This is a genomic window from Thermostichus sp. MS-CIW-38, assembly GCF_054058415.1.
Genome location: NZ_JBSSAH010000023.1, coordinates 20,805 through 45,476, shown reverse-complemented (window position 1 = coordinate 45,476; position 24,672 = coordinate 20,805). Strand labels below are relative to the sequence as shown.

28 protein-coding genes are annotated in these 24,672 nt (G+C 56.4%); 21 read left to right on the top strand and 7 right to left on the bottom strand.

What is annotated here, in order from left to right:
* Positions 1 to 337: 337 nt before the first annotated feature.
* Both ACVWXZ_RS09195 and ACVWXZ_RS09190 read right to left on the bottom strand, forming a co-directional pair.
* Complete coding sequence (locus ACVWXZ_RS09195) at positions 338 to 1,084, bottom strand: TVP38/TMEM64 family protein (RefSeq protein WP_457402946.1); 747 nt, start codon at positions 1,082 to 1,084, stop codon at positions 338 to 340.
* A gap of 80 nt (positions 1,085 to 1,164) precedes the next feature.
* The gene (locus tag ACVWXZ_RS09190; RefSeq protein ID WP_011432208.1) at positions 1,165 to 1,515 is read right to left on the bottom strand and encodes a phenylpyruvate tautomerase MIF-related protein; all 351 of its coding nucleotides are present in this window, start codon (positions 1,513 to 1,515) and stop codon (positions 1,165 to 1,167) included.
* Between the two features lie 183 nt (positions 1,516 to 1,698).
* Between ACVWXZ_RS09190 and ACVWXZ_RS09185 the strand changes: the two genes are divergently transcribed.
* Positions 1,699 to 2,082 carry a RidA family protein gene (locus ACVWXZ_RS09185; RefSeq protein ID WP_011432209.1) on the top strand — a complete coding sequence of 128 codons (384 nt, stop codon included), beginning with the start codon at positions 1,699 to 1,701 and terminating at the stop codon, positions 2,080 to 2,082.
* Between the two features lie 17 nt (positions 2,083 to 2,099).
* Here ACVWXZ_RS09185 and yidD read toward each other — a convergent pair whose 3' ends face one another.
* Positions 2,100 to 2,369 carry a membrane protein insertion efficiency factor YidD gene (yidD, locus tag ACVWXZ_RS09180; RefSeq protein ID WP_011432210.1) on the bottom strand — a complete coding sequence of 90 codons (270 nt, stop codon included), beginning with the start codon at positions 2,367 to 2,369 and terminating at the stop codon, positions 2,100 to 2,102.
* Between the two features lie 231 nt (positions 2,370 to 2,600).
* Between yidD and ACVWXZ_RS09175 the strand changes: the two genes are divergently transcribed.
* The 13 genes from ACVWXZ_RS09175 (at position 2,601) to ACVWXZ_RS09115 (ending at position 15,186) form a co-directional block, all read left to right on the top strand.
* On the top strand, positions 2,601 to 3,902 hold the full coding sequence (locus tag ACVWXZ_RS09175) for an MFS transporter (RefSeq protein WP_457388316.1): 1,302 nt from the start codon (positions 2,601 to 2,603) through the stop codon (positions 3,900 to 3,902).
* 130 nt (positions 3,903 to 4,032) lie between these two features.
* Positions 4,033 to 4,899: a SpoIID/LytB domain-containing protein gene (locus tag ACVWXZ_RS09170; RefSeq protein WP_238376874.1), complete on the top strand. Its 867-nt coding sequence runs from the start codon at positions 4,033 to 4,035 to the stop codon at positions 4,897 to 4,899.
* Between the two features lie 373 nt (positions 4,900 to 5,272).
* Positions 5,273 to 5,539, top strand: a complete 267-nt coding sequence (locus ACVWXZ_RS09165) for a CRISPR-associated endonuclease Cas1 (protein ID WP_414344071.1) — start codon at positions 5,273 to 5,275, stop codon at positions 5,537 to 5,539.
* A 52-nt stretch (positions 5,540 to 5,591) separates the two neighbouring features.
* On the top strand, positions 5,592 to 5,849 hold the full coding sequence (gene cas2 / locus ACVWXZ_RS09160; RefSeq protein WP_457482419.1) for a CRISPR-associated endonuclease Cas2: 258 nt from the start codon (positions 5,592 to 5,594) through the stop codon (positions 5,847 to 5,849).
* A gap of 17 nt (positions 5,850 to 5,866) precedes the next feature.
* The gene (cas10, locus tag ACVWXZ_RS09155; protein WP_457482418.1) at positions 5,867 to 7,651 is read left to right on the top strand and encodes a type III-B CRISPR-associated protein Cas10/Cmr2; all 1,785 of its coding nucleotides are present in this window, start codon (positions 5,867 to 5,869) and stop codon (positions 7,649 to 7,651) included.
* 310 nt (positions 7,652 to 7,961) lie between these two features.
* Positions 7,962 to 8,333 carry a type III-B CRISPR module-associated Cmr3 family protein gene (locus tag ACVWXZ_RS09150; RefSeq protein ID WP_457402936.1) on the top strand — a complete coding sequence of 124 codons (372 nt, stop codon included), beginning with the start codon at positions 7,962 to 7,964 and terminating at the stop codon, positions 8,331 to 8,333.
* Positions 8,334 to 8,372: 39 nt separating this feature from the next.
* Positions 8,373 to 9,077 carry a type III-B CRISPR module-associated Cmr3 family protein gene (locus ACVWXZ_RS09145; RefSeq protein WP_457402935.1) on the top strand — a complete coding sequence of 235 codons (705 nt, stop codon included), beginning with the start codon at positions 8,373 to 8,375 and terminating at the stop codon, positions 9,075 to 9,077.
* Positions 9,011 to 9,970 carry an RAMP superfamily CRISPR-associated protein gene (locus ACVWXZ_RS09140; protein ID WP_457402933.1) on the top strand — a complete coding sequence of 320 codons (960 nt, stop codon included), beginning with the start codon at positions 9,011 to 9,013 and terminating at the stop codon, positions 9,968 to 9,970. Before ACVWXZ_RS09145 ends, ACVWXZ_RS09140 begins: the two co-directional genes overlap by 67 nt.
* A 410-nt stretch (positions 9,971 to 10,380) precedes the next feature.
* A complete protein-coding gene (locus tag ACVWXZ_RS09135; RefSeq protein WP_457402931.1) occupies positions 10,381 to 10,953 on the top strand; it encodes a hypothetical protein in 573 nt (190 codons plus the stop codon).
* Positions 10,911 to 11,882: a DUF3685 domain-containing protein gene (locus ACVWXZ_RS09130; RefSeq protein WP_414421451.1), complete on the top strand. Its 972-nt coding sequence runs from the start codon at positions 10,911 to 10,913 to the stop codon at positions 11,880 to 11,882. Before ACVWXZ_RS09135 ends, ACVWXZ_RS09130 begins: the two co-directional genes overlap by 43 nt.
* A 293-nt stretch (positions 11,883 to 12,175) precedes the next feature.
* Positions 12,176 to 12,670, top strand: coding sequence for a ferrous iron transport protein A (locus ACVWXZ_RS09125; protein WP_099812437.1), 495 nt, complete (start codon positions 12,176 to 12,178; stop codon positions 12,668 to 12,670).
* Complete coding sequence (gene feoB, locus ACVWXZ_RS09120) at positions 12,667 to 14,958, top strand: Fe(2+) transporter permease subunit FeoB (RefSeq protein WP_457482417.1); 2,292 nt, start codon at positions 12,667 to 12,669, stop codon at positions 14,956 to 14,958. The genes ACVWXZ_RS09125 and feoB overlap by 4 nt, the downstream gene beginning before the upstream one ends.
* Positions 14,959 to 14,961: 3 nt before the next feature.
* The gene (locus ACVWXZ_RS09115; protein ID WP_457402926.1) at positions 14,962 to 15,186 is read left to right on the top strand and encodes a FeoC-like transcriptional regulator; all 225 of its coding nucleotides are present in this window, start codon (positions 14,962 to 14,964) and stop codon (positions 15,184 to 15,186) included.
* A 111-nt stretch (positions 15,187 to 15,297) separates the two neighbouring features.
* Here ACVWXZ_RS09115 and ACVWXZ_RS09110 read toward each other — a convergent pair whose 3' ends face one another.
* The 3 genes from ACVWXZ_RS09110 to cobA all read right to left on the bottom strand — a co-directional run bounded on the left by ACVWXZ_RS09110 (position 15,298) and on the right by cobA (position 18,596).
* Positions 15,298 to 15,987 carry a DUF1614 domain-containing protein gene (locus ACVWXZ_RS09110; RefSeq protein ID WP_457482422.1) on the bottom strand — a complete coding sequence of 230 codons (690 nt, stop codon included), beginning with the start codon at positions 15,985 to 15,987 and terminating at the stop codon, positions 15,298 to 15,300.
* Between the two features lie 164 nt (positions 15,988 to 16,151).
* On the bottom strand, positions 16,152 to 16,976 hold the full coding sequence (gene menB / locus ACVWXZ_RS09105) for a 1,4-dihydroxy-2-naphthoyl-CoA synthase (protein ID WP_011432215.1): 825 nt from the start codon (positions 16,974 to 16,976) through the stop codon (positions 16,152 to 16,154).
* A gap of 117 nt (positions 16,977 to 17,093) precedes the next feature.
* Positions 17,094 to 18,596 (bottom strand): uroporphyrinogen-III C-methyltransferase, encoded by a 1,503-nt coding sequence (gene cobA / locus ACVWXZ_RS09100; protein WP_457402923.1) that lies wholly within the window; start codon positions 18,594 to 18,596, stop codon positions 17,094 to 17,096.
* A 175-nt stretch (positions 18,597 to 18,771) separates the two neighbouring features.
* Here cobA and ACVWXZ_RS09095 point away from each other — a divergent pair, with 175 nt between their 5' ends.
* Positions 18,772 to 19,782, top strand: a complete 1,011-nt coding sequence (locus tag ACVWXZ_RS09095) for an ABC transporter substrate-binding protein (protein ID WP_414344061.1) — start codon at positions 18,772 to 18,774, stop codon at positions 19,780 to 19,782.
* Here ACVWXZ_RS09095 and ACVWXZ_RS09090 read toward each other — a convergent pair.
* Positions 19,779 to 20,312 carry a phycobilisome rod-core linker polypeptide gene (locus tag ACVWXZ_RS09090; protein WP_457402921.1) on the bottom strand — a complete coding sequence of 178 codons (534 nt, stop codon included), beginning with the start codon at positions 20,310 to 20,312 and terminating at the stop codon, positions 19,779 to 19,781. The genes ACVWXZ_RS09095 and ACVWXZ_RS09090 overlap by 4 nt on opposite strands.
* Positions 20,313 to 20,897: 585 nt before the next feature.
* Here ACVWXZ_RS09090 and ACVWXZ_RS09085 point away from each other — a divergent pair.
* The 6 genes from ACVWXZ_RS09085 (at position 20,898) to ACVWXZ_RS09060 (ending at position 24,658) form a co-directional block, all read left to right on the top strand.
* Positions 20,898 to 21,383: a 2Fe-2S iron-sulfur cluster-binding protein gene (locus ACVWXZ_RS09085; RefSeq protein WP_414331883.1), complete on the top strand. Its 486-nt coding sequence runs from the start codon at positions 20,898 to 20,900 to the stop codon at positions 21,381 to 21,383.
* Between the two features lie 243 nt (positions 21,384 to 21,626).
* Positions 21,627 to 22,307 carry a V4R domain-containing protein gene (locus tag ACVWXZ_RS09080; RefSeq protein ID WP_414344053.1) on the top strand — a complete coding sequence of 227 codons (681 nt, stop codon included), beginning with the start codon at positions 21,627 to 21,629 and terminating at the stop codon, positions 22,305 to 22,307.
* 47 nt (positions 22,308 to 22,354) lie between these two features.
* Positions 22,355 to 22,630: a hypothetical protein gene (locus ACVWXZ_RS09075; RefSeq protein ID WP_414406980.1), complete on the top strand. Its 276-nt coding sequence runs from the start codon at positions 22,355 to 22,357 to the stop codon at positions 22,628 to 22,630.
* A 61-nt stretch (positions 22,631 to 22,691) separates the two neighbouring features.
* Entirely contained in the window at positions 22,692 to 23,285 is a 594-nt protein-coding gene (locus ACVWXZ_RS09070) for a globin family protein (RefSeq protein ID WP_414406981.1), read from the top strand.
* Positions 23,286 to 23,309: 24 nt separating this feature from the next.
* Complete coding sequence (locus tag ACVWXZ_RS09065; RefSeq protein WP_457439616.1) at positions 23,310 to 23,780, top strand: phycobilisome protein; 471 nt, start codon at positions 23,310 to 23,312, stop codon at positions 23,778 to 23,780.
* 188 nt (positions 23,781 to 23,968) lie between these two features.
* Complete coding sequence (locus tag ACVWXZ_RS09060; protein WP_457482416.1) at positions 23,969 to 24,658, top strand: V4R domain-containing protein; 690 nt, start codon at positions 23,969 to 23,971, stop codon at positions 24,656 to 24,658.
* Positions 24,659 to 24,672 lie beyond the last annotated feature (14 nt).

The following is a 24,672-nucleotide window of genomic DNA, read 5'->3' as shown; positions in this document are numbered from 1 at the left end:
ACTCCGTCCCGCTAACGCGAATGGAAACAAACAGAATGCTATCGCTGCATAGTTGAACAGTGATGTTCAGCAGTGTTCAGCGTAAATGTATCAGGCAGGAAACCCTCTGCCAAGTTGTTGGCTAAGCCTCTGCCCAACGGTGAGTGTTCTCAACCCGGTGCTTTCTACACACTAGCTCGCCGAGCCAACTTATAGTCATTTCAAACTGGATTGAGACACTCCTACTGCTGCCCAAACGCTCCGCGCCGCTTCTGCGACCACCTCCAGTCCTTCTCCCAGAGAGAGAGGAGTTGGGAAGCAATGCAACAGATTTCATTCTTGTTTAAAATGCAATTCCCTAGGCAGGCTCCACCGCTTCTTGTAGGGCTTTGCGGGCAATGCGAGTGACGTAGAGGGTAGCAGCTACGGTGGCGATGAGCCCCACGAGGCGAACGACCCATTGGGCGGTTTGAGCCTGAGGATCCAACTCCCTGCCTTCCATGTTGGCCAGGGATCCCGCCAACGAGCCGATGTACACATACATAAAAGTGCCCGGCACGATCCCGGCAGTGCCCAACAAGTTATCCAGAAAAGAAATTCGGGTCAGCCCCAGGGCGTAGTTGAGCACATTGAAGGGAAACGCAGGCGACAGCCGAATCAGGCCGACTATTTTCCATCCCTCACGTCCCAACGCTCGATCGATGGCCGCAAACTTGGCGTTTCCCTCAATCCATTTCACCACCTGTTCCCGCGCCAAGTAGCGCCCGATTAAAAAAGCCAAGTTGGCTCCAATGGTTGCCCCGATCAGCACGTACACAGTTCCGGCCAGCAACCCGAACACGGCCCCTGCCCCCAAGGTCAGCACCGAGGCTGGTAGAAGCAGCACCGTCGCTACAATGTAAATGGCAATGAAGAGGATTGGCCCCAGCAACCCCAAGCTTTCAATCCAAGCCAGAGCTTCGGCGAGCCAGTCTTGAATAACTCCAAAAAATCCCAATCGATGGGCTGCCCAAAAGATAAAAATGGCCAAGCCCAAGCCGGTAGCAAGCTTAAGCAAAATCCGCTGCTTTTGGGGATTTGTGTTGAGTTGAGGTAGCTCTTCCATTGGCTAAACTCCTACAAAGTTCTTGTGAGGCGAGCTAGGGCAAGCCAGAGTAGACAGCTCTTGGAGTGGGGGAAGTATCTTTACCCGAAAGTCGTGCCGTTCCATCCCCAAAGATAGCCTTTGGCATCGCTGAACTCAATGTAAATCCTCTTCTTGGGGATCCCCAATCGGGCCTCGATGGTGCCACAAAAAAACTCGCTCATGGCCCGGGTTTGTTGGGCGGAAAATTGCCCGATACTCTTGATTTCTAGGTAACAACAGGGATCCCCACTGCCAGCAAAGGTCATCGGGATCCCACCCTCAAAGGCGGTCATCACGTAGGCTTCCGACTTGCCCAACTGTTCCGATAGAGCAGCAGACAGCACCTTAAGCAGTTCCTCTACTGCGGCGATTTCTGGTTGCACAGACGTTTGCAGCTTGATCAAAGGCATGGATCCCTCTCCCTATCAACAAATTCATCTTGAAATTCATCTTGGCATTCTCAGCCCCGCTCTTCGGCAATCCACCTGTGGTAGCGTAGCGACAGAGTTGGGCAAACCTCTATGGAGCAGACGAAGCCGGCCAAGCCAGAGATCGGCCACCAGCAGGGCCAAATCGGGCCAGGCCATTGTGCTGTGCAAACTGAGGCTGCCCCCGCTCCTGTCGGCCCTTACAGCCAGGGCGTTACTGCTCTGGGGCCGTTTCTGTTCACCGCCGGACAGGTGGGCCTGGATCCCAAAACCGGCAAACTGGTGGGGGAGGACATTGTTTCTCAAACTCGGCAGGCGTTGCTGAACGTGCAGGCAGTGCTGGAAGCGGGGGGCACCACTCTCGCCAATGTGGTGAAGACAACGGTTTTCCTGGCCGATATGGAGGACTTTGCGGCCATGAACGAGGTTTATCGAGAGTTTTTTGCCACCGATCCGGCTCCGGCCCGCTCTTGCGTACAGGTGGCCCGCCTGCCCCTCAATGCCCGAGTAGAAATCGAGGTTGTGGCCTGCTACCCACAATCGACCTAAATGTCTCCTGAGTCCGGCTAGCGGAATGGTTTCTGGGTCGGCGCGGATCCCGGCAAATCGGGAACTGGATCGTAGCCCCCTGGGTGCCAGGGATGACAGCGACAGAGGCGACGGATCCCCAGCCAACCCCCTCGTAGGGCACCGTAGCGCCGCACCGCTTCCAAGGTGTACTGGGAGCAGGTGGGGTAGTAGCGACAAGCAGGCGGCAGCCAAGGAGAAATACCCACCTGGTAACCCCGGATCAGGGCAATCAAGCTGCGAGTGAGGGGATCCGATCGTTCAGGCATGGGTCGGAGTCCAAAAAGCGCATCTCTAGGTAACTTGAGGTTAGCTGTTATCCCAGACTGGAGGCGCCTGCAAAGGCGAGCAGGGCCGGTTCCCAGCCCCAGACCATACGGTTACAATCAGAAAGGTTAGCACCTAAATATTTCGGGCTGAGGGATCCGGCGAAGGTGGGCTTATCCTAGGGCGCGGTTCTGGGAGAACGCTTTGAGTTCCATTTTGCATAAGGAGTTGGCGTGAGGGTATTCGGGCAGCTGCAGCCGGCACAGCGGCGCAACTTGGGCATTTTGTTTGTGGCTGGGCTGCTCTTTTGGGCCAGTTTATCCTCGCTGCTGCCCACGTTGCCTCTCTACGTCAGAGATGCCGGTGGCACCAGCCAGCAAGTGGGCTGGGTAATGGGGGCCTTTTCGATTGGGTTGCTGGCCTTTCGCCCTGCGTTGGGTCGCCTGGCGGATGGCCACAGCCGGCAGATCGTGCTGCTTATCGGCATGGGGGTGGTGGGGATGGCCCCCATAGGATACTGGCTCTCCGATTGGATCCCATGGGTAGCGCTGGTGCGAGCCTTTCATGGGGTTAGCATCGCCGCTTTTGCCACGGCCTATGTGACTTTGGTGGTGGATTTTGCCCCAGAAGAAAAACGGGGTGAGATCCTGGGCTACATGAGTTTGGTCAATCCGATCGGCGCAGCCATTGGCCCTGCTTTGGGCGGCTTTTTGCAGGAGTTTGCCGGCTATGGCCCTTCGTTTCTCTTCTCTGCTCTGCTGGGGTTGGTGGGCTTTCTTTGTACCCAACTGGTTCGAGAACAGCGGCGTGAGCATTGGGGATCCCTGCCGATGGATGGGGCCTTCTGGAGCTTTCTGGGCAGCCCGAAGGTGCGCTCCCTCGCTTGGGTGATGTTTTTGGTGGGGTTGGCCTTCGGCACCCAGACCACCTTTGTGGCCTTGTTAATCCAAGAAGCCGGAGCTCCCCTGAATCCAGGTCTTTTTTATACGGCAGTGGCCTTTGCCAGCTTTGGAGTGCGCCTGCTCACCGGTCGCGCTTCCGATCGCTATGGGCGGGGGCCATTTATCTCCCTCAGCTTGGCCACCTATGCCTTGGCAATGGGGATCCTGATTGTTGCCAACAGCACCGGCGCTTTTCTGGCTGCTGGGATCGTGGTGGGTTGCGGTTTTGGTACTTTGATCCCTCTCATTTCTGCCCTCGTGGCCGATCGCTCGGAGCCGGCGGAGCGGGGTCGCCTGTTTAGCTTGGTGATGTGCGGGTTTGATTTGGGCATTGGCCTGGCGGGGCCCCTTTTGGGCACCTTAGCAGCGGGATCCGGCTATCGAGCCATGTTTGGCTATGCGGCTCTTCTTTCCTTGGCTTCCTTGGGTTCTTTTCTCTTCTTCTCCAATGGACGACCGGGGGACTCGCTGCGCTTTGCCTTGGGCCTGGGGCCGGATAGCCTTTCGGGTTGTCTGGAGGACAGCCGCAACCCGACCTCCTGGAGCCACCGGGTCAGCCCGCTCCCCCGGAGACGGGATCCCGTTCATAGATAGTCTCATATCTCTATCAGATCCCCCCTGCTCCACACCTGATCCACACCTGAATTGAGACTCAAGCCCTCTGCAGTTTCTACAGACAAACCGGCCCATTTCTGGAAACTCGCCCTATCCTAAGTTGGAGTTGGTGTACAAAAAGCAACTCTGGGCACGGGCTATGGAAGCGCGGCATTGGCTGGCCCTGATGGGATCCCTGGTGGTCAGTGCCTTCTGGGGATGGGTGGAGTCTGTCTGGGGGGTGACAGTGCGAGTGCAATTGGCCGATACCACTGCCCCTCTGGTGGTAGGCGTTTCTCTCCCTGCCCAACTGATCAACGGTCGGGGAGAGGTGCTGGCAGATCTGCCCCCTATGCAAGGGTTTTTGGCTCAGCCCAGCCCTCAAGGGGTGCGTCTGCATGGGGTGGTTGACCCGGTGCTGTTCATCGAACCTCAGGAGGGTGGCCTGGTGGCAGTGAATGGCCGCTGGTACTCCGGCAAGGTGCTCTTGACTGGCTACAACATGGTGATGGCCATCAACTACGTGGATCTAGAAGACTATGTGGCCAGTGTGGTGGATGCAGAAATGGGATCCCGGTTCTTCCCAGAAGCCCTGAAGGCGCAAGCGGTGGCAGCCCGCAGCTACGTTCTTTACCATCGCAACTCCCGCGGTTGGTTTGATGTGTTTAGCGATACTCGCTCCCAGGTGTACCGAGGGCTTTCCCAGCGGTCGGCAGCCGCCCTGGAAGCAACACAAGCCACCCGTGGTGTGGTCATGGTGTATGGGGGTCAGTTTGTCAATGCCATGTACAGCGCCAGCAGCGGCGGCCAAACCGTCGGGGTGAGTGGGATCCCTTATTTGAGGAGCTTACCGGATGTCAGCCCCTATCCCAAGTTTGGGCATGGCATTGGCATGAGCCAGTGGGGCGCCCAAGAATTGGCCCGCCGAGGCTGGACTTACCGCCAAATTTTGGCCTACTACTACCGAGGGGTCAGCTTTGCTCGTTTGCCAGAGTGAGACCTTCAGTGCCCTGATTTGCTCTGTCTCGTCTGCGTCAACCGAACCGCGGCTTTTGGGCCTGAAAGACCTCTTGGGCTTTGGGATCCCCTCGCTGAGGGCGGCGTTGAACTCCACTTCGGTCATGGTGCTAGAGCCGAGATAGTAGCCCCAACGATACACCAGATCCCCAAGGATGCCGTAGTGTCTCAGGGTTTGCAGATCTTTCATCAGGAGCGCACCGTCACGAACGGATCCCACACCAGAAACCCTGCTCTGCTTTTTCGCCATTCGCATCTTCCCTTACAGCATTTTTGGGCCTGACTTTTAACTTGAAGAAGACCCCGTTTTGTTCCCACCTCAGCTTCAATTTTAGGCTTCTGGGAGTGGCCTCATGGGTAGAACACTCTATGTGTCCCAACAGGATTGCTACCTCAGCCTCGACCAGGAACGCCTGGTTGTCAAACGGGCTGGAGCTGTTCTTCAACAGGCTCAATTGCCCCACTTGGATCAGATTTTGATCTTTGGCCATGCCCAAGTCACAACCCAACTGATCCAGAGTTGCCTAGAGCGCAACATCCCCATCGCCTATCTTTCCCACATGGGGTACTGTGCTGGGCCGTCATCAACCGGCAGGTGCAGACCTACAAGCAGTTTGTAAATGATCAGATCCCTGTTTACTTGCCGTTCCTCATCCGCTGAGGGGATCCCACATGCAGCTCTACGTCATCACCTACGACATCCCCGACAACAAACGACGCAAGAAAGTCTCTGACTTGCTTGAAGGCTATGGCCGGCGGGTTCAGTACAGCGTCTTTGAATGCCGACTGGAGCAGCATCAGTACCAAGACTTGATCATACTTGGGAAAGCTATTGGACTCTGGTTCCGCTGGGGGATCCCGACAAGCCGTTGCAGGCAAATACCAAAGATCCCGGCTACACGTTATGGAAAGAATCTCAGCAAACTCTAGCCCAAAGCTGAGTTGAATTGCCGACCAACCCTGAAGAAAAAGCCTATGGGAATTTGAATGTGGGCACCTGGTGGGGCAGCTTGCAGGCGCGTCTGGGCCAGTCGATTCAGGCTATTAAAAATACCCGCACCTGGCAGATCCCGGTGGCCCCTGGGGAGCGGTCTACCCTCTCAGGCATGTACAGCGCGGTTCACCCCAATTTGCTCTATCGGGATCGATTCTGTGAAGGGGCAGGGTTGCCGGCGGGATCCCTGCGCATGTTCTGGAAACTGATGGCCGAAGTTTATCCGGGGCTTTTCAACGGCTCGGAGATGTTGAACGCGGTGGAACTGACCAAACGCATGGCCTGGAAGTATGGGGGCATTGCCAACTCTCTGGGAGTAGCCGAAGAAGAGGACGATCTGGAAAACCTGATCCGGTTTCCCAACCTCAGCTCCATTGCAGCAGCCCGCTTTGCCCATGATGCTCCCGAAAAGGTGAAACAGTATTGGCACGTGTTGGAGAAGCAGATCCGACAAGTTCTGCCGGAATATCGGGATCGATTTGGATCCCTGACGCGCCGCCCTTTTCAGGTGCCGAAGACGGATGAGCAAATGATTCCTGATCCCCAACCCCTCTCCCAGCGGACGAGGGGAGAAGCACCCTACAACGGAGTGATGTTTTCCAGCAGATGGCTGGTGGACGATCTGGGGCTCCAGGATCCTGAAGATATTGCCCTATTGCGAGAAGCCGTGGATCAAGCCCATCGACAGGTGGGTCTAACCGGGGGCAGTCCCTCCGACTGGTGGGTGATTGTACTGGCGGATGGAGACAACATGGGCAAGTATGTCAGCGGCTCCAGGCTACACCCCTATGAGACCTACCTGCCTGAAGATGTTGCCGATCAATTGAAGAAGAATGGCTTGGAGTGGCAGGAGCTTCTGCAAAATGTCAAAAAGCGCATGGGGCCAGCCACCCACGTGGGGCTTAATCGGGCCTTGTTGGATTTCTCCAATCGACTAGTTCCTTACCTGACGGAGAAACGCTTCTGTGGTCGGGTGGTCTACAGTGGCGGAGACGATGTCATGGCTCTCTTGCCCTTAGAAGATCTGCCCGAATATCTCCTCTTCCTGCGCGCAGCTTGGTGTGGGAATTGGTGTGGGAAACGGGATCCCAAAGACGAGTTCAGATTTGAAGGAGGATTTTGGCATCCCCAGCCGGGTAAAGATCTCTCCGGCCTGCCCAATCGTCCCCTTTTCACCATGGGCGAAGGAGCCACCATGAGCATCGGCGTGGTGATCGCCAACAAAGGGATCCCTCTGCCCACCGTCCTGGAAAATCTCTGGGAAGCTGAGAAGCATCGAGCCAAGAAGATCCCTGGCAAGGATGGTCTTTGCTTCCGGGTCATTTACCAATCCGGGAATACCCTGGAAGCTCTCATGAAAGGGAAACTGCTGGAGCAATGGTGGGACTGGTTAAAGCAAGGGCCGGAACTGGATCTGGGGCCAGTGCTATATCGTTTGGCCGAAGAACTGCCGCTGCGCTGTGTGATCTCTGCAAATAACAAGCTGTTTAAGCTGGCCACCACCACGATTTTGGCGCGACTAGACCGAGCTGAGAAGCTGGAACCTGTTCGGGAGCTTTTGGTGAACTGGATCAATGCCTGGGAAAGCTGGGCATTCGAGTTTCAAGGCAAGTCAGAGGCTCTGGGCACCACTCCTAGAGATTTGGGTAATCTCTTGAGATTCTCAGCCTTTTGGATAGACAAGAAAAAACAACGAGATGATTGGATCAAAAAACCTCAGGAAATTGAGGCAAAGTAAGAGGATCGAGATGCGGTTACAAGACAAAGCCAAGTTACGAAATATTCACCCCTGGAGAGTTGAAGATTACCATCACATGATCGAAAACGGTGTGTTGACCGATGCCGACCGGGTGGAGTTATTAAAGCCGGGATCTGGGATGACTGGGTTGTTGATGTCAAGGCCAAGGAGAGCGCTCTTTATCACACCTTGCGGAAGGTTTTTATCAAGAAGTGCAAGTGGTTAAAGAGCGTGATTGCCTCTCTCCTTTGGCTTTCTCTGAGGTCACCTTCTGTGTCGAAGATTTATTTCCACAAGGCAGGTAATTCTTATGTCTGAAACTCAACTGTACTGGTACGCCCTAGAGCCTATGGATGTGCTGCTCTTTCGCGAGAGCAAACCTTTTTCTCCTGGCGAGGGATCCTGGGCGAAAGGATTATTTCCCCCTATGCCCACCACGATCTTTCAAGCGCTACGCTCCGCCCTGCCCTACACCTCAGACAAGGCTCGAAATCTCAAGTTCCTAGGGCCATTTCTCCTGGATGAGCAAGATACGCTCTGGCTACTCGCTCCCAAGGATCTCCTGGCTACGGGTCAATCGGATCCCCATGCTGATCCAGACGCTATCCGAGAAGATAACTTCGAGGAGAAAATCCGGGGAGACAAGTACTCTCGTCTGCAGCCGGTCGAGGGGGATCCTTGAAAATCTATCGGCTGGGATGATCAAAAACTCCCGCCCCTGGTGCCTCCGCCTCTCAAAAAAGGGGAGTACATCAAAGGTCGTCCCTATCCCTGGATGCGGGCCTCGGCGCTGAGTGCCTATCTACAGGGATCCTTGCCCCAGGCCGACGACTTTCATGAGGATCCCTGGGATACCCAGGTACTACCTCACATCGACATCAAATCTGACACTCGCCAAGTGAAAGAGGAGGCGGGCTACTTTACCGAGGTGGCAACCCGGCTGCGGTGGGGGTGGCGATTGGCGGCAGCCATCAGTGCTCGGATCCCGGCCACCACCGTTCGCTTGGGCGGAGAGGGACATCGCGCCCTGGTCACGCCTCTGGAAGATTGGGATCCCGGCATCGATTGGGAGCGGTTTCGGCAGGGGACGGGTCGGGTGGCTTATCTCCTCACTCCGGGCCTAGCGCAGCCTGAAGCGGATCCCCGCATCTATCAGGCCTATCCCTCCCAGTGGCAGCCTTATCTGGCGGGATGCGCCACGGATCGGGCCTTGCTATGGGGTGGAATTTCTGCGGTTCGGCGACAGGGCAGTGAGCGATTAGACTTTGCGCTGCTACCTCAACGGGCTTTCATCCCCGCCGGCACAGTGTATCACTTCAAGGAGGATCCACCACTGCCAAGGCAGCTTGTGGGTAACCCATGCGCCCAGTTGCAGACTTTTGCATCGTTGAATTACGGAACACTTTTGTGGGGAATTGTAAAATGATTCAACCTGACTTTCGCGTTGGCTATCTTTACAGCCTTGCCCCCATCCATTGCGGTGGAGAAGGCGACTTAGGCAATATCCTGGAAATTGCCCGTGAATCTCACACCAACTTTCCCTACATCCCAGGATCCTCTTTACGAGGAAGCCTGCGGAACGAGGTGACACTCCAAGATCCAGAAATCGCTGATACCCTCTTTGGACGGGAACTCCAAAAAGACGGCCAGATGGGGGTTCACCAAGTCTGGTTTGGAGATGCCCGTTTACTGTGGGTGCCGATGCGCACCATGTCTCTAGAGGGATCCGATTCCGTTTTCTGTTGGGTGAGCTGTCATTCCCTACTGCGAGATCACGCCTTGCTGTGCCGTCAGCCTCTTCCAGTTCTCCCCAGAACCCCTGTAGGAACAAAACCTGGCGTTTATGTTGTGGCAGACGCAGAAGTGCATGTTGAGAAACTCCCTGAAGGGCAAACCTTCTCACTGGTTGGGGAGTGGCCTACTGTTTTACAGGGGGATACCCAAAAAACCTGGAAACACAATCGGATCATTCTTCCCGACAGCGATTTCCAGATCTTGATGGAGCACTCCCTTTGGACGCAGATCCGTAACAAGATTCAGGAAGATCCTGAAGGAGCTAACCAAGTAGGCTCGGCAGAAGTGTTTTGGACAGATGTGTGCATCCCTCGTGACACGATTCTTTATTTTACTTGGGGATATAGCCCCCTGCCCTATCAGCAAGATCTCACCCAAGAACATGAGATTTTGATCAACATTCTTCAAGGTTTGTTCCAAGTAGGAGGACAAGCCAACGTTGGACGAGGCTGGGTTCAAGGATGGGTCTCCAATGCTTCTCCGCCCGCTCTACAAGCCAAATCTGAAAACACCGCAGGAGTTTAAGGATGTCGAAAAACAAGTACGCCAAGAGCTCTCCTAAGCCCGCTCCTCCAAATCCCAAATTGGAGAGCAAAGCTATATCTTCCAACCCGCCAATAGACAGATCCCCTGTTCCTACGTCGTCTGAGCGACAACCAACAGGCGTGCGCCCGGAGCATATCAGCCTGCTAGCCTATAAACACATCCAACAGTACATAAAATCTCAGGGGAAACAGTCTCTTTCTCAGGAAGATCTCAACGCAGTGCTCCGACTTTCCCAGCACCTGAGAGTTTTTGGCTTACTCTCGGCCATAGGATATGTTAACCAGTCCAATGCTCAAGAGGGTAAAGTAAGACAGAGAACAGTTCCTGTCTGGACTTCTTTATTGGGACAACTGGTTAACGAAAATAATTCCTTAGATTCCAGAGAATTAATGCAGCGGATCCAAACTTTGGCCAGCGACCAACCGGGGGATTTGCAAAATCTCTTGAGCGAACGGTTGCAACAGACCCAACCCCTGGTGAATTTGCTGGTGGTGGATTTGAAACCGGTGGACATTCCCCTGTGCCAATCCCTGCGCCGCCGTTACCCCCACCTGCCCATCCTCGCCCTGGGCCCCCCGGTGAGCCGGGATCAGCTTTTACAATTTCAACAACTGGGGCTAGCGGCGTATGTGGAACGGTACACCCCGGCGGCGACCCTCTGGCAATGGATGCAGGCCATTTTGGGGGGCTATTCCCCCTGGTTGCAACCGGCCATCCTCACCCCCCGCTGGCGTTCCGAGTTGTATACCCAGGGTTTGGCGCAAATTGAGACGGCCCTGGCGCAATGCCAGCAATGGGCCCAACGTCCCCGTCCCTGGCTGGCAACCCAGATCACCCGGGGGCGCATCCGGGAATTGCACGCCGCCCGCCGGTTGATCACCTGGCTGTGGCGACCGGGAGCCGTGTTGGCCCCCCCGCCGTGGCGACTCCCCCCCCTGCCCTCCCCAGTGGGGAACGATTGAGCCAGGTGCGGCAAAAATTCAACCAACCCCTGACCAACACCAGCAATCTATTATTGGAAACCGACCTGCTCCGGTTTGAAAAACAACGGGAACTGTGGAATACCATTCTCAATCGGTGGGAAGCCCTGCTGGCGGAATTGCTCGAAGCCCGCATCACCCCCGAGGCACTGACCCCCCGTTGCCCCGAGTTGGTGGAACGGCTGTGGCAGGAAGCCCTGACGGATTTTGTCGGACGTTATTACACCATTGACGGGCAGGATGTGATTGACATCCTCCTAGCACAACGGGACACGGTGCGCGCCCTGATTTTAGACAAAATTCCCCTGGTCAAGGACCTTTTTAGCTTTCATCTCTTTCAAACGCCCCTGGGCATTGATGGGGTCTTGTATGCGGCCAACAGCCAAATCGCCAGCGACCACGCCGCCATCCTCCTGGAAAATCTGGTGATCCAGGTCGCCAACGGGGTGGTGCAACCCCTGCTCAACTGCTTTCCCCACCATGAATCGGTGAAGCAACGGTTTTATCGCCGCAACCTGCTCTCTACCCGGGAAACCGAACGGCTCCGCAACCAACTTTCCCAACGCTACCGCTGGCAACGCTACTGGGACGAACCCCGGGCGATTTTTGAGAGTTGTTATCAACTTTTGCGTATCCAAGACCAGGCGATTGTCCTGTACCCGGTGTATGCGGGGCGCACGGCGGAACTGGCCCAACTCCGGGGCATTCCCTGGCTGGTCACCCTCTGGTTGGAGTTTCAAGATGCGGTGGCACCCATACTGCGGGCGGTGGCAAATTACATTGGCCGTACCAGTGCCTACCTGCTCACCCGGATCATTGGGCGGGGCTTGGGCTTGATTGGGCGGGGGATTTTGCAGGGTATTGGCAGTACATTGCAAAACAATCGCTCCCAAGAATCCTCCCAGTTATAATCCATCCCATCCGTAATATTTGATAACAATTTGGCGTCCTGAGCATTAAAACTTGCTTAAGGCAGGGGCGCCGTCGGGTTGCCTTTGTGTTAATTGAATTGAATTGAGAATGATATTTATTATGTTCAGGTCTAAAGTTATTACAAACGCCACTAATAATCAAGGAGGTTCTGGTGCCACATTCAGGGAGTCAGCCGGGAAATAACGGTCAAAAACTGGGTTTTACCTATGTCAACGAGGCGGCAGTGAGCCGGGCTAAGCCGGGAATTGCTAGTGAAGGTAATTTGCAAATAATGCCCCTATCTCAAATGCGGGCAGGGGAACGGGTGCGGGTGGTGCGGGTGGATTGTGATGATGCCAATCCCCGGTTGGTGGGCATGGGCATTACCCAGGGGGCGGTGCTGACGGTGCTGAGCCATCTGGATTCCGGGTCGGTGCTGGTGGAATGTCAAGGTCAGCGGTGGGGGTTGGGGGCGGGTATGGCGGAACGGATTGGTGTCGAGCGATGGGAGGCGGCAATGCCCAGGATGACCTTGGGGGAGGCGACTATTGGCAGTCGGGTGCGGGTGGTGGGCTATGCGCCGGGAGCGGGGGATTACAAGCGGAAATTGCTGGGGATGGGCTTAACGCCGGGGACGATCCTGCAGGTGAAACGCCATGCGCCCTTGGGAGACCCGACGGAAATTGAGGTGCGGGGGTTTGCCCTGAGTCTGCGCAAAGGGGAAGCGGCGGCATTACAGGTAGTGCCGGTGGAGGGAGAAGCAAATTTAGGGAGCGATGGGCAATGAGCAAGCGGACGATTGCCTTACTGGGAAATCCCAACTGTGGGAAAACGACCCTATTCAATGCCTTGACGGGGGCGCGCCAACGGGTGGGGAATTGGCCCGGGGTGACGGTGGAACGCAAGGAGGGCACCTACCGGGATCAGGGGCAAACGGTGACGGTGGTGGATTTGCCGGGGATTTATTCCCTGGATGTGGCAGCGGGGGGCACGGGGCTGGATGAACAGGTGGCACGGGATTACCTGCTCAGCGGTGAAGCCAACCTGGTGGTGAATATCCTGGATGCCAGCAATCTGGAGCGGAATCTTTACCTGACGACCCAGCTTTTGGAAATGGGGGTGCCGCTGGTAATTGCCCTGAACATGATGGATCAAGCGGAAGGGCGGGGGATACGGATTGACGTGGCTGGTTTGCAACAGCGGTTGGGCTGTCCGGTCGTGCCTTTGTGTGCCCATCGGGGGCGGGGGGTGGCAGAACTTAAGGCAGTCATCCGGCAGGCATTGACCCAGCCGCAGGGGGCGGGGGTGCGCCCTGTTTATCCCCCGGTGATCGAGCAAGCCTTTACCGAACTTTCCTATACAGCAGGTCTGGGTTCCCCTTGGGCGGTGCTGTACGGGTTGCAAGCGGTGGATGGGGCGAACGTTGCACCGGTGTTAGAAACCCATCGGCAGGAGATTTTTCAAACCTTGGGGGAAGACATTGACCTCTTGGTTGCCGATGTCCGTTACACCTGGATTCGGGAGGTGATGGGGGCGACGGTCACTTTCGCTGGGCAGGTTAGCCAAACGCTTTCGGATCGGATTGACCGCTGGGTGCTGCACCGGTGGCTGGGGATTCCCATCTTCCTCGGGGTGATGTACCTCATGTTCTTCGTGGCGATGAATGTGGGGGGAGCCTTTGTGGATTTTTTTGATATAGGGGTGGGCACGATTGCGGTGAAGGGCACGGCGCATCTGTTGACCCAACTCCATGCACCCGGCTGGTTGATTGGGCTGTTGGCGGACGGGGTGGGGGGTGGCATTCAAACGACGGCGACCTTCATTCCCCAAATTGGCTTATTGTTTGTCTTTTTATCAGTGTTGGAGGATTCCGGGTATTTGGCGCGGGCGGCGTTTGTGATGGACCGGCTGATGCGGTGGATTGGCTTGCCGGGGAAGTCCTTTGTGCCGATGCTGGTGGGGTTTGGGTGCAATATCCCCGCCATTATGGCGACCCGTACCCTGGAAAATCGGCGGGATCGGTTGATGACGATTCTGATGAACCCGTTTATGTCCTGCGGGGCGCGGCTGTCCGTGTATGCCCTGTTTGGGGCGGCGTTTTTTCCGAAAAATGCCCAAAATGTGGTGTTTCTGCTTTACCTGATTGGTATTGGGGCGGCGGTGTTTACGGGTTTGGTGATGAAAAGCACCCTGCTACAGGGGATAGCGGCTCCCTTCATTATGGAATTGCCGCCCTACCATTTGCCCACGCTCAAGGGGGTAGCCATCCACGCCTGGGGACGGTTGCAAGCGTTTATTACCAAAGCGGGGCGGATGATTATCGTGATGGTGATGATTTTGGGCTTGTTAAATTCGGTGGGAACGGATGGTTCCTTTGGGAAACAGGACAGTACCGATTCCCTGCTCAGTGCGGTTGGGCGGCAGATTACGCCGGTATTTGCACCGATGGGCGTGCAACCGGAGAATTGGCCGGCAACGGTGGGGATATTTACCGGGACGTTTGCCAAGGAGGTGATGGTGGGAACCATGAATTCCCTCTATGGGCAGTTGGCGCAGGCGGAAGCAGCAGATAGTGGGGAACCACCGGCGGCATTTGACCTGTGGGGTGGTCTCCAGGAAGCAGTTGCCAGCATTCCCCAAAATTTTGCCGCCCTAGGGGAGCAGTTGCTGGACCCGCTGGGGATGGGGGTAGTCCGCAGGAGTGGGGATGAGGAGGCAGTGGCGGAGGAATTGGGGGTGCAGACGACTACCTTTGGGCAGATGGCTTCCCGCTTTGGCAGTACCACGGCGGCGATTGCGTTTCTGCTGTTTGTCCTGCTGTATTTCCCCTGTGTATCAGCGACGGCGGCGGTTTATCGGGAAACCAATCTAGGCTGGACGGTGTTTATCGCTTGTTGGACAACCGGGCTGGCCTATTGGGTTGCCACCTTTTATTACCAGTTCATGACTTTTAATGAACACCCCGCACGTTCCCTGTTGTGGGTATTGGGACTCATGCTGGTACAGTTGGGGGTTTTGTGGGGATTGCGTGCCGTCAGTAGCCCCCGTTTGCGGCGGGTACCCTCCGGGAGGTAAGGGATGCTCTTGCAAGACCTACAACGTTATCTGCAAACGCACCGGCAAGTTTCGTTGACCAAATTATGTCAACACTGGCAAATGGATGCCGATGCCCTCCGTCCGATCCTGGATGTATTAATTCGCAAAGGGCGGGTGCGCCCCGTACACCAGCGGAAGTGTGGGGGCTGTCACTCCTGCGCCTCAACGGATTTAGAACTGTATGAGTGGGTAGAAAAACCACCTTAATGGGGGATCAATTTTAGGGATAAGTCGTGTTGTTCAGAACGTTTTTCAGAATAAATTACGAGCCAACCGAATGTACCAATTAAGTGAATTGTTGGAATTTCTGAGTAATTTCTAAGTCAGCAAAACGGCGAATAAACCGCACAGCGCAATACCATCAAAAACCCCAGCCCCACCAATACTAAGAATGCCTGGAGTCATCCGCTCAATTTGGGGCAGGTGTAACAGGTCAGCCCCAATTAGTGTTCCCAATACACCGCCAGCAAAGGCAATCGGTGCTGCCACAACATCAGACCCCGCCGTTAATAGCACAGAAGTCATCGCCGCCGTTAGGGGAGCAATCAAGGCATTCATTTGAATCCCAATCCCCGGCACCACCTGGGCAGAATAATAACTAACTATTGTCACCACAGCCGTGACAAGCACAATCAAAATTGGCGAAACACAGGTAAACTGATAAATGGCCAATAGGGTTGGAATCAGACCACCCCCGACATTCAACGCCACAATCGTTTTCTGTTCAATTCGCCTTAAGGGAATACCCCAAAAGAAGCGCATCGTCCACAATCGATCCAAATCAGGTACCATAGCTACTTTGGAAACTCTCTCATAAAGGGGGATATTAATCGTACTCCCAATAATTACTAGGGTCAGCAGCACAAGAGATAGGTTAGGAGAAAATCCGAGCTTTGCAACAGCAACTTGAACCGCATCTAGGGTAACCACCAACCAGAGAAACGGGAAGGCTAAGAGCAGGAGTAAAAAGAGTAGATAGGCAGTCGCTTCCCTTCGGGGAAGTGGAATTAATGGAAACTCTGGTCGTACAGCCGCTGAATCGCACAGCACAGGCGGGTCGCTTCCCTTCGGGGAAGTGGAATTAATGGAAACCCTCCTGTTTCCCCCAGAACAACAAAATTGGGGGCAGGTCGCTTCCCTTCGGGGAAGTGGAATTAATGAAAACAAACAAACTATGGCAGCCAGGGAAACTGGCGAAAGTTAGGTGGGCGCTTTTCCAAAAAGGCGCGTTTGCCCTCAGCAGCTTCTTCGGTCATGTAGAACAGCAACGTCGCATCTCCGGCCAGCTCCTGCAGCCCCACCTGCCCATCGCAGTCGGCGTTGAAGGCGGCTTTGAGGCAGCGGATGGCTAAGGGGCTGTGCTGGAGAATTTCTTGCGCCCAGCGGATCCCTTCAGCTTCTAGCTCTTCCACTGGCACCACGGCATTGACCAGACCCATCTCTAGGGCTTGGGCTGCGGTGTATTGGCGGCAGAGGAACCAAATCTCGCGGGCTTTTTTTTGCCCCACCACTCGCGCCAGGTAGGCGGCCCCAAAGCCCCCATCGAAGCTGCCCACCCTAGGGCCGGTTTGCCCAAAGATGGCATTATCGGCGGCAATGGTCAGGTCGCAGATGAGATGCAAAACATGGCCACCCCCAATGGCGTAGCCTGCCACTAGGGCAATCACCACCTTGGGCAAAGAGCGGATGATGCGCTGCAGATCCAGCACATTGAGACGAGGGATCCCGGCCTCATCCAGGTAACCGGCCTCGCCCCGTACGCTTTGATCCCCGCCGGCGCAGAAGGCATACTTCCCATCGGTATGGGGCCCGGCGCCTGTTAAGAGCACTACTCCAATCCTGGGATCCTCTCGCACATCGGCAAACGCATCAATCAGCTCGGCAATGGTCTTGGGGCGGAAGGCGTTGCGCTTGTGGGGACGGTTGATGGTGATCTTGGCAATGCCATCCGTTTTTTCGTAAAGAATGTCTTCGTAGAGCTTGGCCGTCTGCCACATGGTGTCTGGGTGTATCTATTGGGATGCCGGGCCAGGAGAGTTCCGTTTGGCTGATGGGGGCTCACTATGAGGAGCACCTGGGTACTCTGCACCGCTACCGCGAACGGCCTGAAAAGGCTAGGTAGAACGGTTGGTCGCTTGGATGAGGGCTTCCACCAATCCTTCCAAAGTATACTCCTGGGCTGCGATGTCCACTCGACCAAATGCAGCCTTGCAGGTTGCGGCCGTCTTGGGGCCAATGGCGGCAATCTGCACGGGTGGATCCCAGATCTCAGGGCCTAGCCCTGCCTGCTGGATCAAGTGGGCAAAATGCTGCACCGTCTTGGAGCTGGCAAAGGTGAGGATGTCCACCTGACGGGCCTTCAGAGCCTCCACCACCTGGGGATCCGCTGTCGCCGGACAGGCGGACTGATAGGCGGCCACCTCCACCACCTCTGCTCCTCGCTGCCGCAACCCCTGTACCAGCTCCTCCCGCCCTCCTGACTCAACGCGGGGAAAGAGGATGCGCTGCCCCTGCACTGGCTGCGGCCAAATGGGTAGCAGGGCTTCGGCCACAAACTCGGAGGGCATCAGATCCGGGCGAATGCCGTACTGGGCCAGCACGGAAGCGGTTTTGGATCCCACCACCGCCACTTGCAGGGAGTGGAGTGCTCGGCTATCTCGCCCCTGCCGCTGCAGCCGCTCAAAGAAAGCCTGCACTCCATTGGCAGAGGTCAGCAGCAGCCAGTCGAATTGTTCCAGGTTGGCAATGGCTGTATCCAAGGGATCCCAGCTCGTGGGCGGCTGGATCACCAGGGTGGGCATCTCCAGCACCCGCGCCCCCTGGGCCTGCAGCAGCTCCCGAAAAGCTGGCGATTGCCCCTCAGAACGGGTAACCAGCACCGTCTTGCCTGCCAAAGGAGCCGGTGGCGGCAAGGGTGGGATCCCCGGCAAAAAGTCCTGCCGCAGCCGCACCACCTCCCCAACCACCAGTAGGCCCGGCAACTTTGCCTGACCCGCCTCCTGCTGCAGCTCCGCCAAGGTGCCCACCCACACCTGCTGCTCTGCTTGCCCCGCCCCCCAGATCAAGGCCACCGGTCGGTCTGCCGGGATCCCAGACTCCACCAGCCGTGCGCCAATGTGCTGTCGCTGCCGGGATCCCATCAAAATCACCAAAGTATCCAACTGGGCCAAAGCGCCCCAGGGCAGAGCTTCCAGCTCGTGGGCGGTGAGAACGGCAAAAGCGCGGCTCAAGTGTTTATCCGTTAACGGGATCCCTGCCCAGAGGGGGCCAGCCAGGGCCGACGACAACCCCGGCCAAATCTCAAAGGGACAGCCCGCCTCCCTAAGGGCTTGGATCTCCTCGCGAGCGCGGCCAAAGATCAAGGGATCCCCTGACTTGAGGTGAACCACCTGTTTGCCTTCTCGGCAGCGCTGGATGAGCCAGTGGATGCCCTCCTGGAGGCTTCCTGGCCCAGAGCGTCGCCACACCTGCGCCTGCGGCGGCAACTCTGCCAACAAGCGCTCATCCACCAGCTCGTCGATCCAGATAGCCTCAGCCTGCCGTAGGATCTCCAGTGCTCCCTGCGTCAGGCCCGCCCGCCCGCCCAGCCCTGCCCCCACTAGATACACCTTGCCCATGCCCTACCCCTTGGAATGTCGATCTTGCCCCTTGTAAGAAGGGGATCCCGCTTGCTTTGCAAATATAAATCGAAGACGCCTCCCAACAGCTCCTCTTCCAAGGGGTGGCCAGCCTGAGGAAAAACTGGTCTACTTGCGAGATACTGAAAGCGTGGCTGCCTGAGGATCCCTGCCTATGTCCGGTGTAACTCCAGAGCCTTGGCCGCGGCGGCGTTTTTTGGCCAGTGGAGCTGCTCTGCTAGCAGTAGGAGCGGGCTCCCGCCCCTCTTCGGCCAGATCCCGGCCCTTGCGACTGGTCACCAACTGGTACGCCCAGGCCGAACACGGCGGCTTTTACCAAGCCCTGGCCACCGGCATCTACGCCGACTACGGTCTGCAGGTGGAAATCCGCATGGGGGGAACGGCGGTTAACGTGCTGCAACTGCTAGCCGGGGGAGCGGCAGATTTTGTGCTCGGCGGCAGCCCCGACGCTCTGGCGGCTCTGCAAGCTGGGATCCCTGTTCTCACCGTGGCCGCCTTTTTCCAGAAGGATCCCCAGTGTCTCTTGGCCCATCCAGGGGTGGGCATCGAGCGCCTGGAAGACCTGCGGGGCAAGCCCATCTGGGTGTCACCGGGGGCCAACCTCACCTACTGGCCTTTTTTGCGGGCCAAATTTGGCTTTACCGACGAGCAGAAGCGCCCCTACAACCTCAGCCTCACGCCCTTCTTGCTGGACAAGTCTTCTGCCCAGCAGGGCTATGTGACCTCCGAGCCCTTCCGCGTGCGCCAGGAGGGGGGCTTTGATCCCGTCGTTTTTCTGCTGGCCGACTACGGCTATTCCCCCTACGCCACCACCCTGGAGACCACCCGCCCCTTTGCCGAACAGCACCCGGAGCAGGTGCGAAAATTTGTAGCTGCCTCCATCCAGGGCTGGCAGAGCTACCTAGAGGATCCCCGCCCCGGCAATCGCCTCATCCGCCAAGACAACCCCAACATGAGCGAGGCCCTCCTGGCCTACGCCCACCAAGCCCTAAAAGACTACGGCCTTCTCACCAGTGGAGATGCCGCCACGCTGGGGATCGGCGCCATGACCCACCAGCGCTGGCAAACCTACTTTCAGGAGATGGTGGCCCTGGGGATCGGCGCAGCGGGTCTGGAGGTTCGCCAAGCCTATACCCTCGACTTCCTCCCCGGCCCCACTGCCTAAGGGATCCCCACTTCCATCGCCGCCAAACTGTGCAAAAGCGGGGATCCCTGCATCCCCAGCTCATGGCGCCGGTGCATTTGGTTTGTCAGCAAGTAGGCCAAAGGTGGGTGGCCGCTCAGCCGTTGGCGGGGGTGGGGCAGATGGTCGTTGCCGAAATGGTGGCGGTACTCCTCCGAGTCGATAAAGGCATTGACCATGGCCTGCAAGCCCTGGTGCACCAGAATATCGTGGTAGGTGGCCACCTCAGCTTTGCTGGCCGGGGCCCGCCCCAAAAAGTGCTTGAAACCCTGCTCTACACAGCGGGTGTTGCAGCCGGCACTGAAAAACAGCCGCTGATAAAGACGGGATCCCCCAATCTGGCGAACCAAGCGCTTAATCCCGATCCGCCCCCGCAAGAAGTCCTGCTCGATTTTCTCCAGCTCTCCTGTTTTCTCGTGCTGGTAGGGCTGGCGTTCCAAAAGCTGTTGGTAGGCAGCCCGCAACAGGTTTTGCAACGTTTGCGGATCCTGCCGGCGCTGGCGCGATTCCATAACCCTAGCTCCCAATCGACAGAACTGACAAAAACAGACAAAACGAGGGGCTATTTTAAAGAAATGGCCAAGAGAGTAGCGAATGGCTCAATACGCTTTTACGGCAAACTTCAGCACATCCTTCTGTAACAAAATTGCCAATAAAAGACCGTGAAGGTTCTACTTAAGATTTACCTTGCCGACAGAACGACCGGGGGAGATCTGCGATAAATATTTACGAAAGGATTGTCATTTTCTCCAATTTACGTGATTTCACTTTGTAACTTTCTAGCCGATAAAAAAATTCCGTGTTTATTCGTAGTTAAGTATTATGACACTTCCATCCAGAATAACCTGCTCCAGATCCAGAATATAAGTTAAGTAAAGAATGCAGCCTCTCCCAGGGTCACAGGTGCAGGGCTCATCATTTGAAGTGCTCTGGTGAAGTGCTCTGGTTTGATTGACTGGGGACTCAGGTGTTGCTGTAGACCTGCAAGGGGGCTGCAGGGGAAGGGATCAATCAATTTTTGTGATTGGTTTGCGTTGCTTATGCAGTAGATCCTGCCCGCCGGGGTTTTTTGTCTGCCCTTAATGTGGATCCCGTCTATGGTTAAACAAATCCGGCTAGAGCCTTTATCTCGCGTCTCAGAGGTCGATACCTACAGCAATCTGCTGTCGGCCATTTTGTCGGAGGAGCTGCAGGTTTCGCGGGAATGTAACGGTCGCGGCCTCTGCGCCACCTGTCATGTTTACGTCAAAGAGGGAATGGAAAGCCTCACTCCCATCACCCCCCGCGAGGCCAAGACTCTGGAGACCATTACCAGCGCCCGCAGCAATTCCCGGCTGGCCTGTCAGGCGCGGGTGGTTTCCGATGGCGTGGTGGTGGAGCTGCCGCCGGGGATGTACGTGAACTCGCTGAGGGATATCGAAGTGCTCATCGGTCGGCGGGCCGAACAAGACCTGCTGCACCCACGGACGGGGAAGGTTTTGGTGGAGCAGGGCAAGATCATCACTCGCTCTACTGTTAAGCAGCTAGAAAATGAGGACTTCCGCATCATTGGCAATACGCTGGCCCAAACTCGGGAAGTTTGATGGATTGTCGATATTCAGGGATCCCTTGGGCTCAGCGGGCATTGTCTTATAGACAACTTATAGACAATCAACCAAGGATTGAACAATGTTGGATCCCTCAGATAGCTGACCAAGTTTATCGAATGCTTAGCCATTCATTTTGTTGACTCATTGGCATTGTCTGGCCCAGTTGATCCCTACAAATCCCACCAAATCCTGTTGCTTTGCAATCTAGAATTATCCATTTTTTATCAGGAGAGCGCCATGGCCACCACATCTCGACCGGATCCCCGTCCTGCAGTCACCCTGCCTGTGGGCCGCGACAAGCATGCCCACTACAGTTACCGCGATTTCTTTCGCTTCAACCGAGATCAGGGCACGATTATCGATTGGAACAACACCCAAAATCTGCTGTTGAGCGAAGACTTTATTGTGGGCTTGCAAACAGGCCTGGAACGGGAAGTGGGAGATGCTTCGGCGGCGGTGATGTACACCATTGGCAGAGATTGGGGCATCCGCGATGCCAAGCACTTCTCCGAGTGGTACGAGCGGGAGTATGGGATTGGCGTAAAACAGTCCAACCTTTTGTTTTTGCTGGAGACTTGGTGGTGGCCTTTTACGGCTCAGGGCTGGGGCAAGTGGGAGGTGGAAACCGAATCCAAACAAAAAGGCTTCCTGTTTATCAACTTGTTTGACTCGATGGTGGCTCGCACCCTAGGGGATGTGGGCAAGCCGGTTTGCCATCTCTATGCCGGGCTATTTGCCGGGTTTTTCACCGCTATGACTTCCCGCGAGCTGGCCTGCATCGAGATCCAGTGCTACGCCATGGGGGAAACCTACTGCAAGTTCCTGTTGGGCGGGCAAGAACGCATTGATGCCGCCAATTTTTGGATCACCGAAGGGGCCAGCGCCCGCGAGATCGAGCAGCGTTTACAGCAAATGTAAGGCTTGCTTGTGGTTCTGTCGTTCCTCAGCGCTTTGGAGAAGCTGACATGCTCACCCTAGATCCTGCTCGAGATCTAACCCAGCCCCTGATGCTCTTCTTGCAGGGGTTGAACTGGGATAACCGACCCCCGGCCAAGGCTCCCTTTGCTCAAGAGCCGCCGCCGCAGTCCCCCATGCTCTTTGCCCAGTCGGTGGGCCAGTTTTTTGCCGGCTTCAATTGGTCGGGCATCCGCCCATGGGTGGAGCCGGTGCCGGAATTGCCAGCGGAGGATCCCTTTACCCTTGAGGATTTTGCCGCCTTGTTTGGCGGAGCTTTGCTCTAGCTCTGGTTTGTTCAGGGATCTCGGTTTTGTTTTGCCCTCTGTTTTTAAGGAGACTTCACCCATGGATGACCTTCACTCTTGGCCGGAGCGCATTGCCGATCGAGAAGGGGGTTACCTAACACCCGACGATCTGCAAGACCTGATTCGTTACTCGCTCTCTTTTGAAGAACGGCTGGAGCTCTACCAAGTCTTACAACAGCAAGAGCTGACCTGGATCCAAAAGGTTTTGCAACAGCAGGGGCCAACCCCCGTCGCGACAGCGTTGCCCAGCAGCAATCCCGCCAGAGAGGGGGCAGAACCTTCTCTAACCCCGGCTCAGCGCCTCTTGGCTCGTCAATTGGCCTTTTGTTTGCGCTCCCTGGGCCTGAGTCTGTTGCTGGGGGATCCCACCCCTGTGCAGCAGGTAACTCTTGGTGCGATGGAACAGTACCTAGGGTTGCCGCAAGCGCTCGCTCAGCTACGGGCAGTGGTTCAGGGATCCCTGCCAGCGGATCAGCAGGGTTTGCTTGCCCCCTACTGGCAAGAGCTACAAGCTGTCTGCGCCACTTCTCAGGCCCAGTTCCCTTCCCCCTCTTCTTCTAGGTCTGAGGCCGAGGTTGACCTGCCCACAGTTCCGCCGGAGAGGGCTCTCACCTTGGCGGAAATGTTTGTGTGAAGCCCACTGAAGGAGGCTCTATCTATGAATTCAAGGGTTGCCGAGCTGATGCACCAAAGTGAGGGCCGCTATCTGCGCCCAGATGAGTTGAAAACTCTACACGCCTACGTGGAAGGGATCCCGAGGCGGGTACGCCTTTACCAGGTTCTGCAGGCCAAAGAACAAGAGTTGCTGGATCGGGTGATGGAGAAGTTTCAGCCGATGATGCCGAATTTAATCCGCCAGCATGGTCACCTGGCCTGGGAGCGCTGCCGCCGGGATCTGAGCATGGTGTGGCGCTACTGCTGCATGGCTATGCTGCTCAACGACGAAGACTACCTGAGGGATAAATTGCTCTACTGGCTGGAGACGATCCTGAAATCCTTCAAGATGCGCGACCAATGCCAGCCTGCCTACAAGTTAATGCTCGACTCCCTGACCCACATCTTTGGAGCAGAAGAGAGCGAAATGATCCGCCCTTATCTGCTTTTGGCCAAATCCATGCTGGTTAACTGAGTCCATTCGCCCTCAATCTATTCACCAAAGTTCCCTGCGCCCTCCGATAGCGACCTCCTTCTCCCGATTTACTGTATACAGCTTATACAGCTCACTCCTTAATCATTCATTCCCTCACGCCAAAAATTCCAGCCGCTCCCCAATCTATCCATCCCCGCCCTCTTGTCCACCTGACTGCGAGAATAGCCATGACTACCCTGCAAGAGATTCTGCAAGACCAGATCTTGCCCGGACACTGCTTCAGCCCCGCCCACTACATCCGCCCCGACATCCACACCGGACTGCTCTACAGCCGCGGAGGATACCGCTTGGCGGCCTTTCCCATGCCCCTGCTGGAAGCTCTCTACTCCGGCCTGCGCTACGAAACCGGCCAAGCCACCCGCGTCATTCTCTACAACTGTGGCCGCGATTGGGGAGAGGCGTTTTTCCGCCGTATTGAAGACGAGCTTTCCGGCTACTACCAGCAGCCGCTGCAGGAATTGCCGATGGGGATCTTCCTGGATGCCCTCAGCGATCTCTGGGCTACCCACGGCTGGGGACGCCTGGAGCTGGATTTTTCCGCCGCCGACCACGGCTTGGTTCAGGCCGGGATCCGCCATTCCGGGTTTGCCCTTGCCGCTCGCGCCAGCTTCAACCCGGAGGAACCTTCTGCACGGCGAGAGCCTGCCGGATATTTGGAGGCGGGAATGCTGGCCAGCCTCTTCTCCTTGCTTTCGGGGCGGGATCTCATCTGCGTACAGACCACCTGCGAATCCCTGGGGGCCGATCTCAACCGCTTCCTCATCGGCACGGCTCAGCGGCTGCACCACTGCGAGGAATGGGTGCGCAAGGGCCTCTCCCACGAGGAGATTCTGGATCGGCTCACCGCCAGTCCCTAGGGCCAGAGCTGTTT

Coding starts and splice junctions, on each gene's coding strand:
- ACVWXZ_RS09195 (WP_457402946.1), bottom strand. CDS start 1,084: ATGGAAGAGCTACCTCAACTCAACACAAATCCCCAAAAGCAGCGGATT.
- ACVWXZ_RS09190 (WP_011432208.1), bottom strand. CDS start 1,515: ATGCCTTTGATCAAGCTGCAAACGTCTGTGCAACCAGAAATCGCCGCA.
- yidD (WP_011432210.1), bottom strand. CDS start 2,369: ATGCCTGAACGATCGGATCCCCTCACTCGCAGCTTGATTGCCCTGATC.
- ACVWXZ_RS09165 (WP_414344071.1), top strand. CDS start 5,273: ATGGGTAGAACACTCTATGTGTCCCAACAGGATTGCTACCTCAGCCTC.
- cas2 (WP_457482419.1), top strand. CDS start 5,592: ATGCAGCTCTACGTCATCACCTACGACATCCCCGACAACAAACGACGC.
- ACVWXZ_RS09150 (WP_457402936.1), top strand. CDS start 7,962: ATGTCTGAAACTCAACTGTACTGGTACGCCCTAGAGCCTATGGATGTG.
- ACVWXZ_RS09140 (WP_457402933.1), top strand. CDS start 9,011: ATGCGCCCAGTTGCAGACTTTTGCATCGTTGAATTACGGAACACTTTT.
- ACVWXZ_RS09135 (WP_457402931.1), top strand. CDS start 10,381: ATGCAGCGGATCCAAACTTTGGCCAGCGACCAACCGGGGGATTTGCAA.
- ACVWXZ_RS09125 (WP_099812437.1), top strand. CDS start 12,176: ATGCCCCTATCTCAAATGCGGGCAGGGGAACGGGTGCGGGTGGTGCGG.
- feoB (WP_457482417.1), top strand. CDS start 12,667: ATGAGCAAGCGGACGATTGCCTTACTGGGAAATCCCAACTGTGGGAAA.
- ACVWXZ_RS09115 (WP_457402926.1), top strand. CDS start 14,962: ATGCTCTTGCAAGACCTACAACGTTATCTGCAAACGCACCGGCAAGTT.
- menB (WP_011432215.1), bottom strand. CDS start 16,976: ATGTGGCAGACGGCCAAGCTCTACGAAGACATTCTTTACGAAAAAACG.
- cobA (WP_457402923.1), bottom strand. CDS start 18,596: ATGGGCAAGGTGTATCTAGTGGGGGCAGGGCTGGGCGGGCGGGCGGGC.
- ACVWXZ_RS09095 (WP_414344061.1), top strand. CDS start 18,772: ATGTCCGGTGTAACTCCAGAGCCTTGGCCGCGGCGGCGTTTTTTGGCC.
- ACVWXZ_RS09090 (WP_457402921.1), bottom strand. CDS start 20,312: ATGGAATCGCGCCAGCGCCGGCAGGATCCGCAAACGTTGCAAAACCTG.
- ACVWXZ_RS09085 (WP_414331883.1), top strand. CDS start 20,898: ATGGTTAAACAAATCCGGCTAGAGCCTTTATCTCGCGTCTCAGAGGTC.
- ACVWXZ_RS09080 (WP_414344053.1), top strand. CDS start 21,627: ATGGCCACCACATCTCGACCGGATCCCCGTCCTGCAGTCACCCTGCCT.
- ACVWXZ_RS09075 (WP_414406980.1), top strand. CDS start 22,355: ATGCTCACCCTAGATCCTGCTCGAGATCTAACCCAGCCCCTGATGCTC.
- ACVWXZ_RS09070 (WP_414406981.1), top strand. CDS start 22,692: ATGGATGACCTTCACTCTTGGCCGGAGCGCATTGCCGATCGAGAAGGG.
- ACVWXZ_RS09065 (WP_457439616.1), top strand. CDS start 23,310: ATGAATTCAAGGGTTGCCGAGCTGATGCACCAAAGTGAGGGCCGCTAT.
- ACVWXZ_RS09060 (WP_457482416.1), top strand. CDS start 23,969: ATGACTACCCTGCAAGAGATTCTGCAAGACCAGATCTTGCCCGGACAC.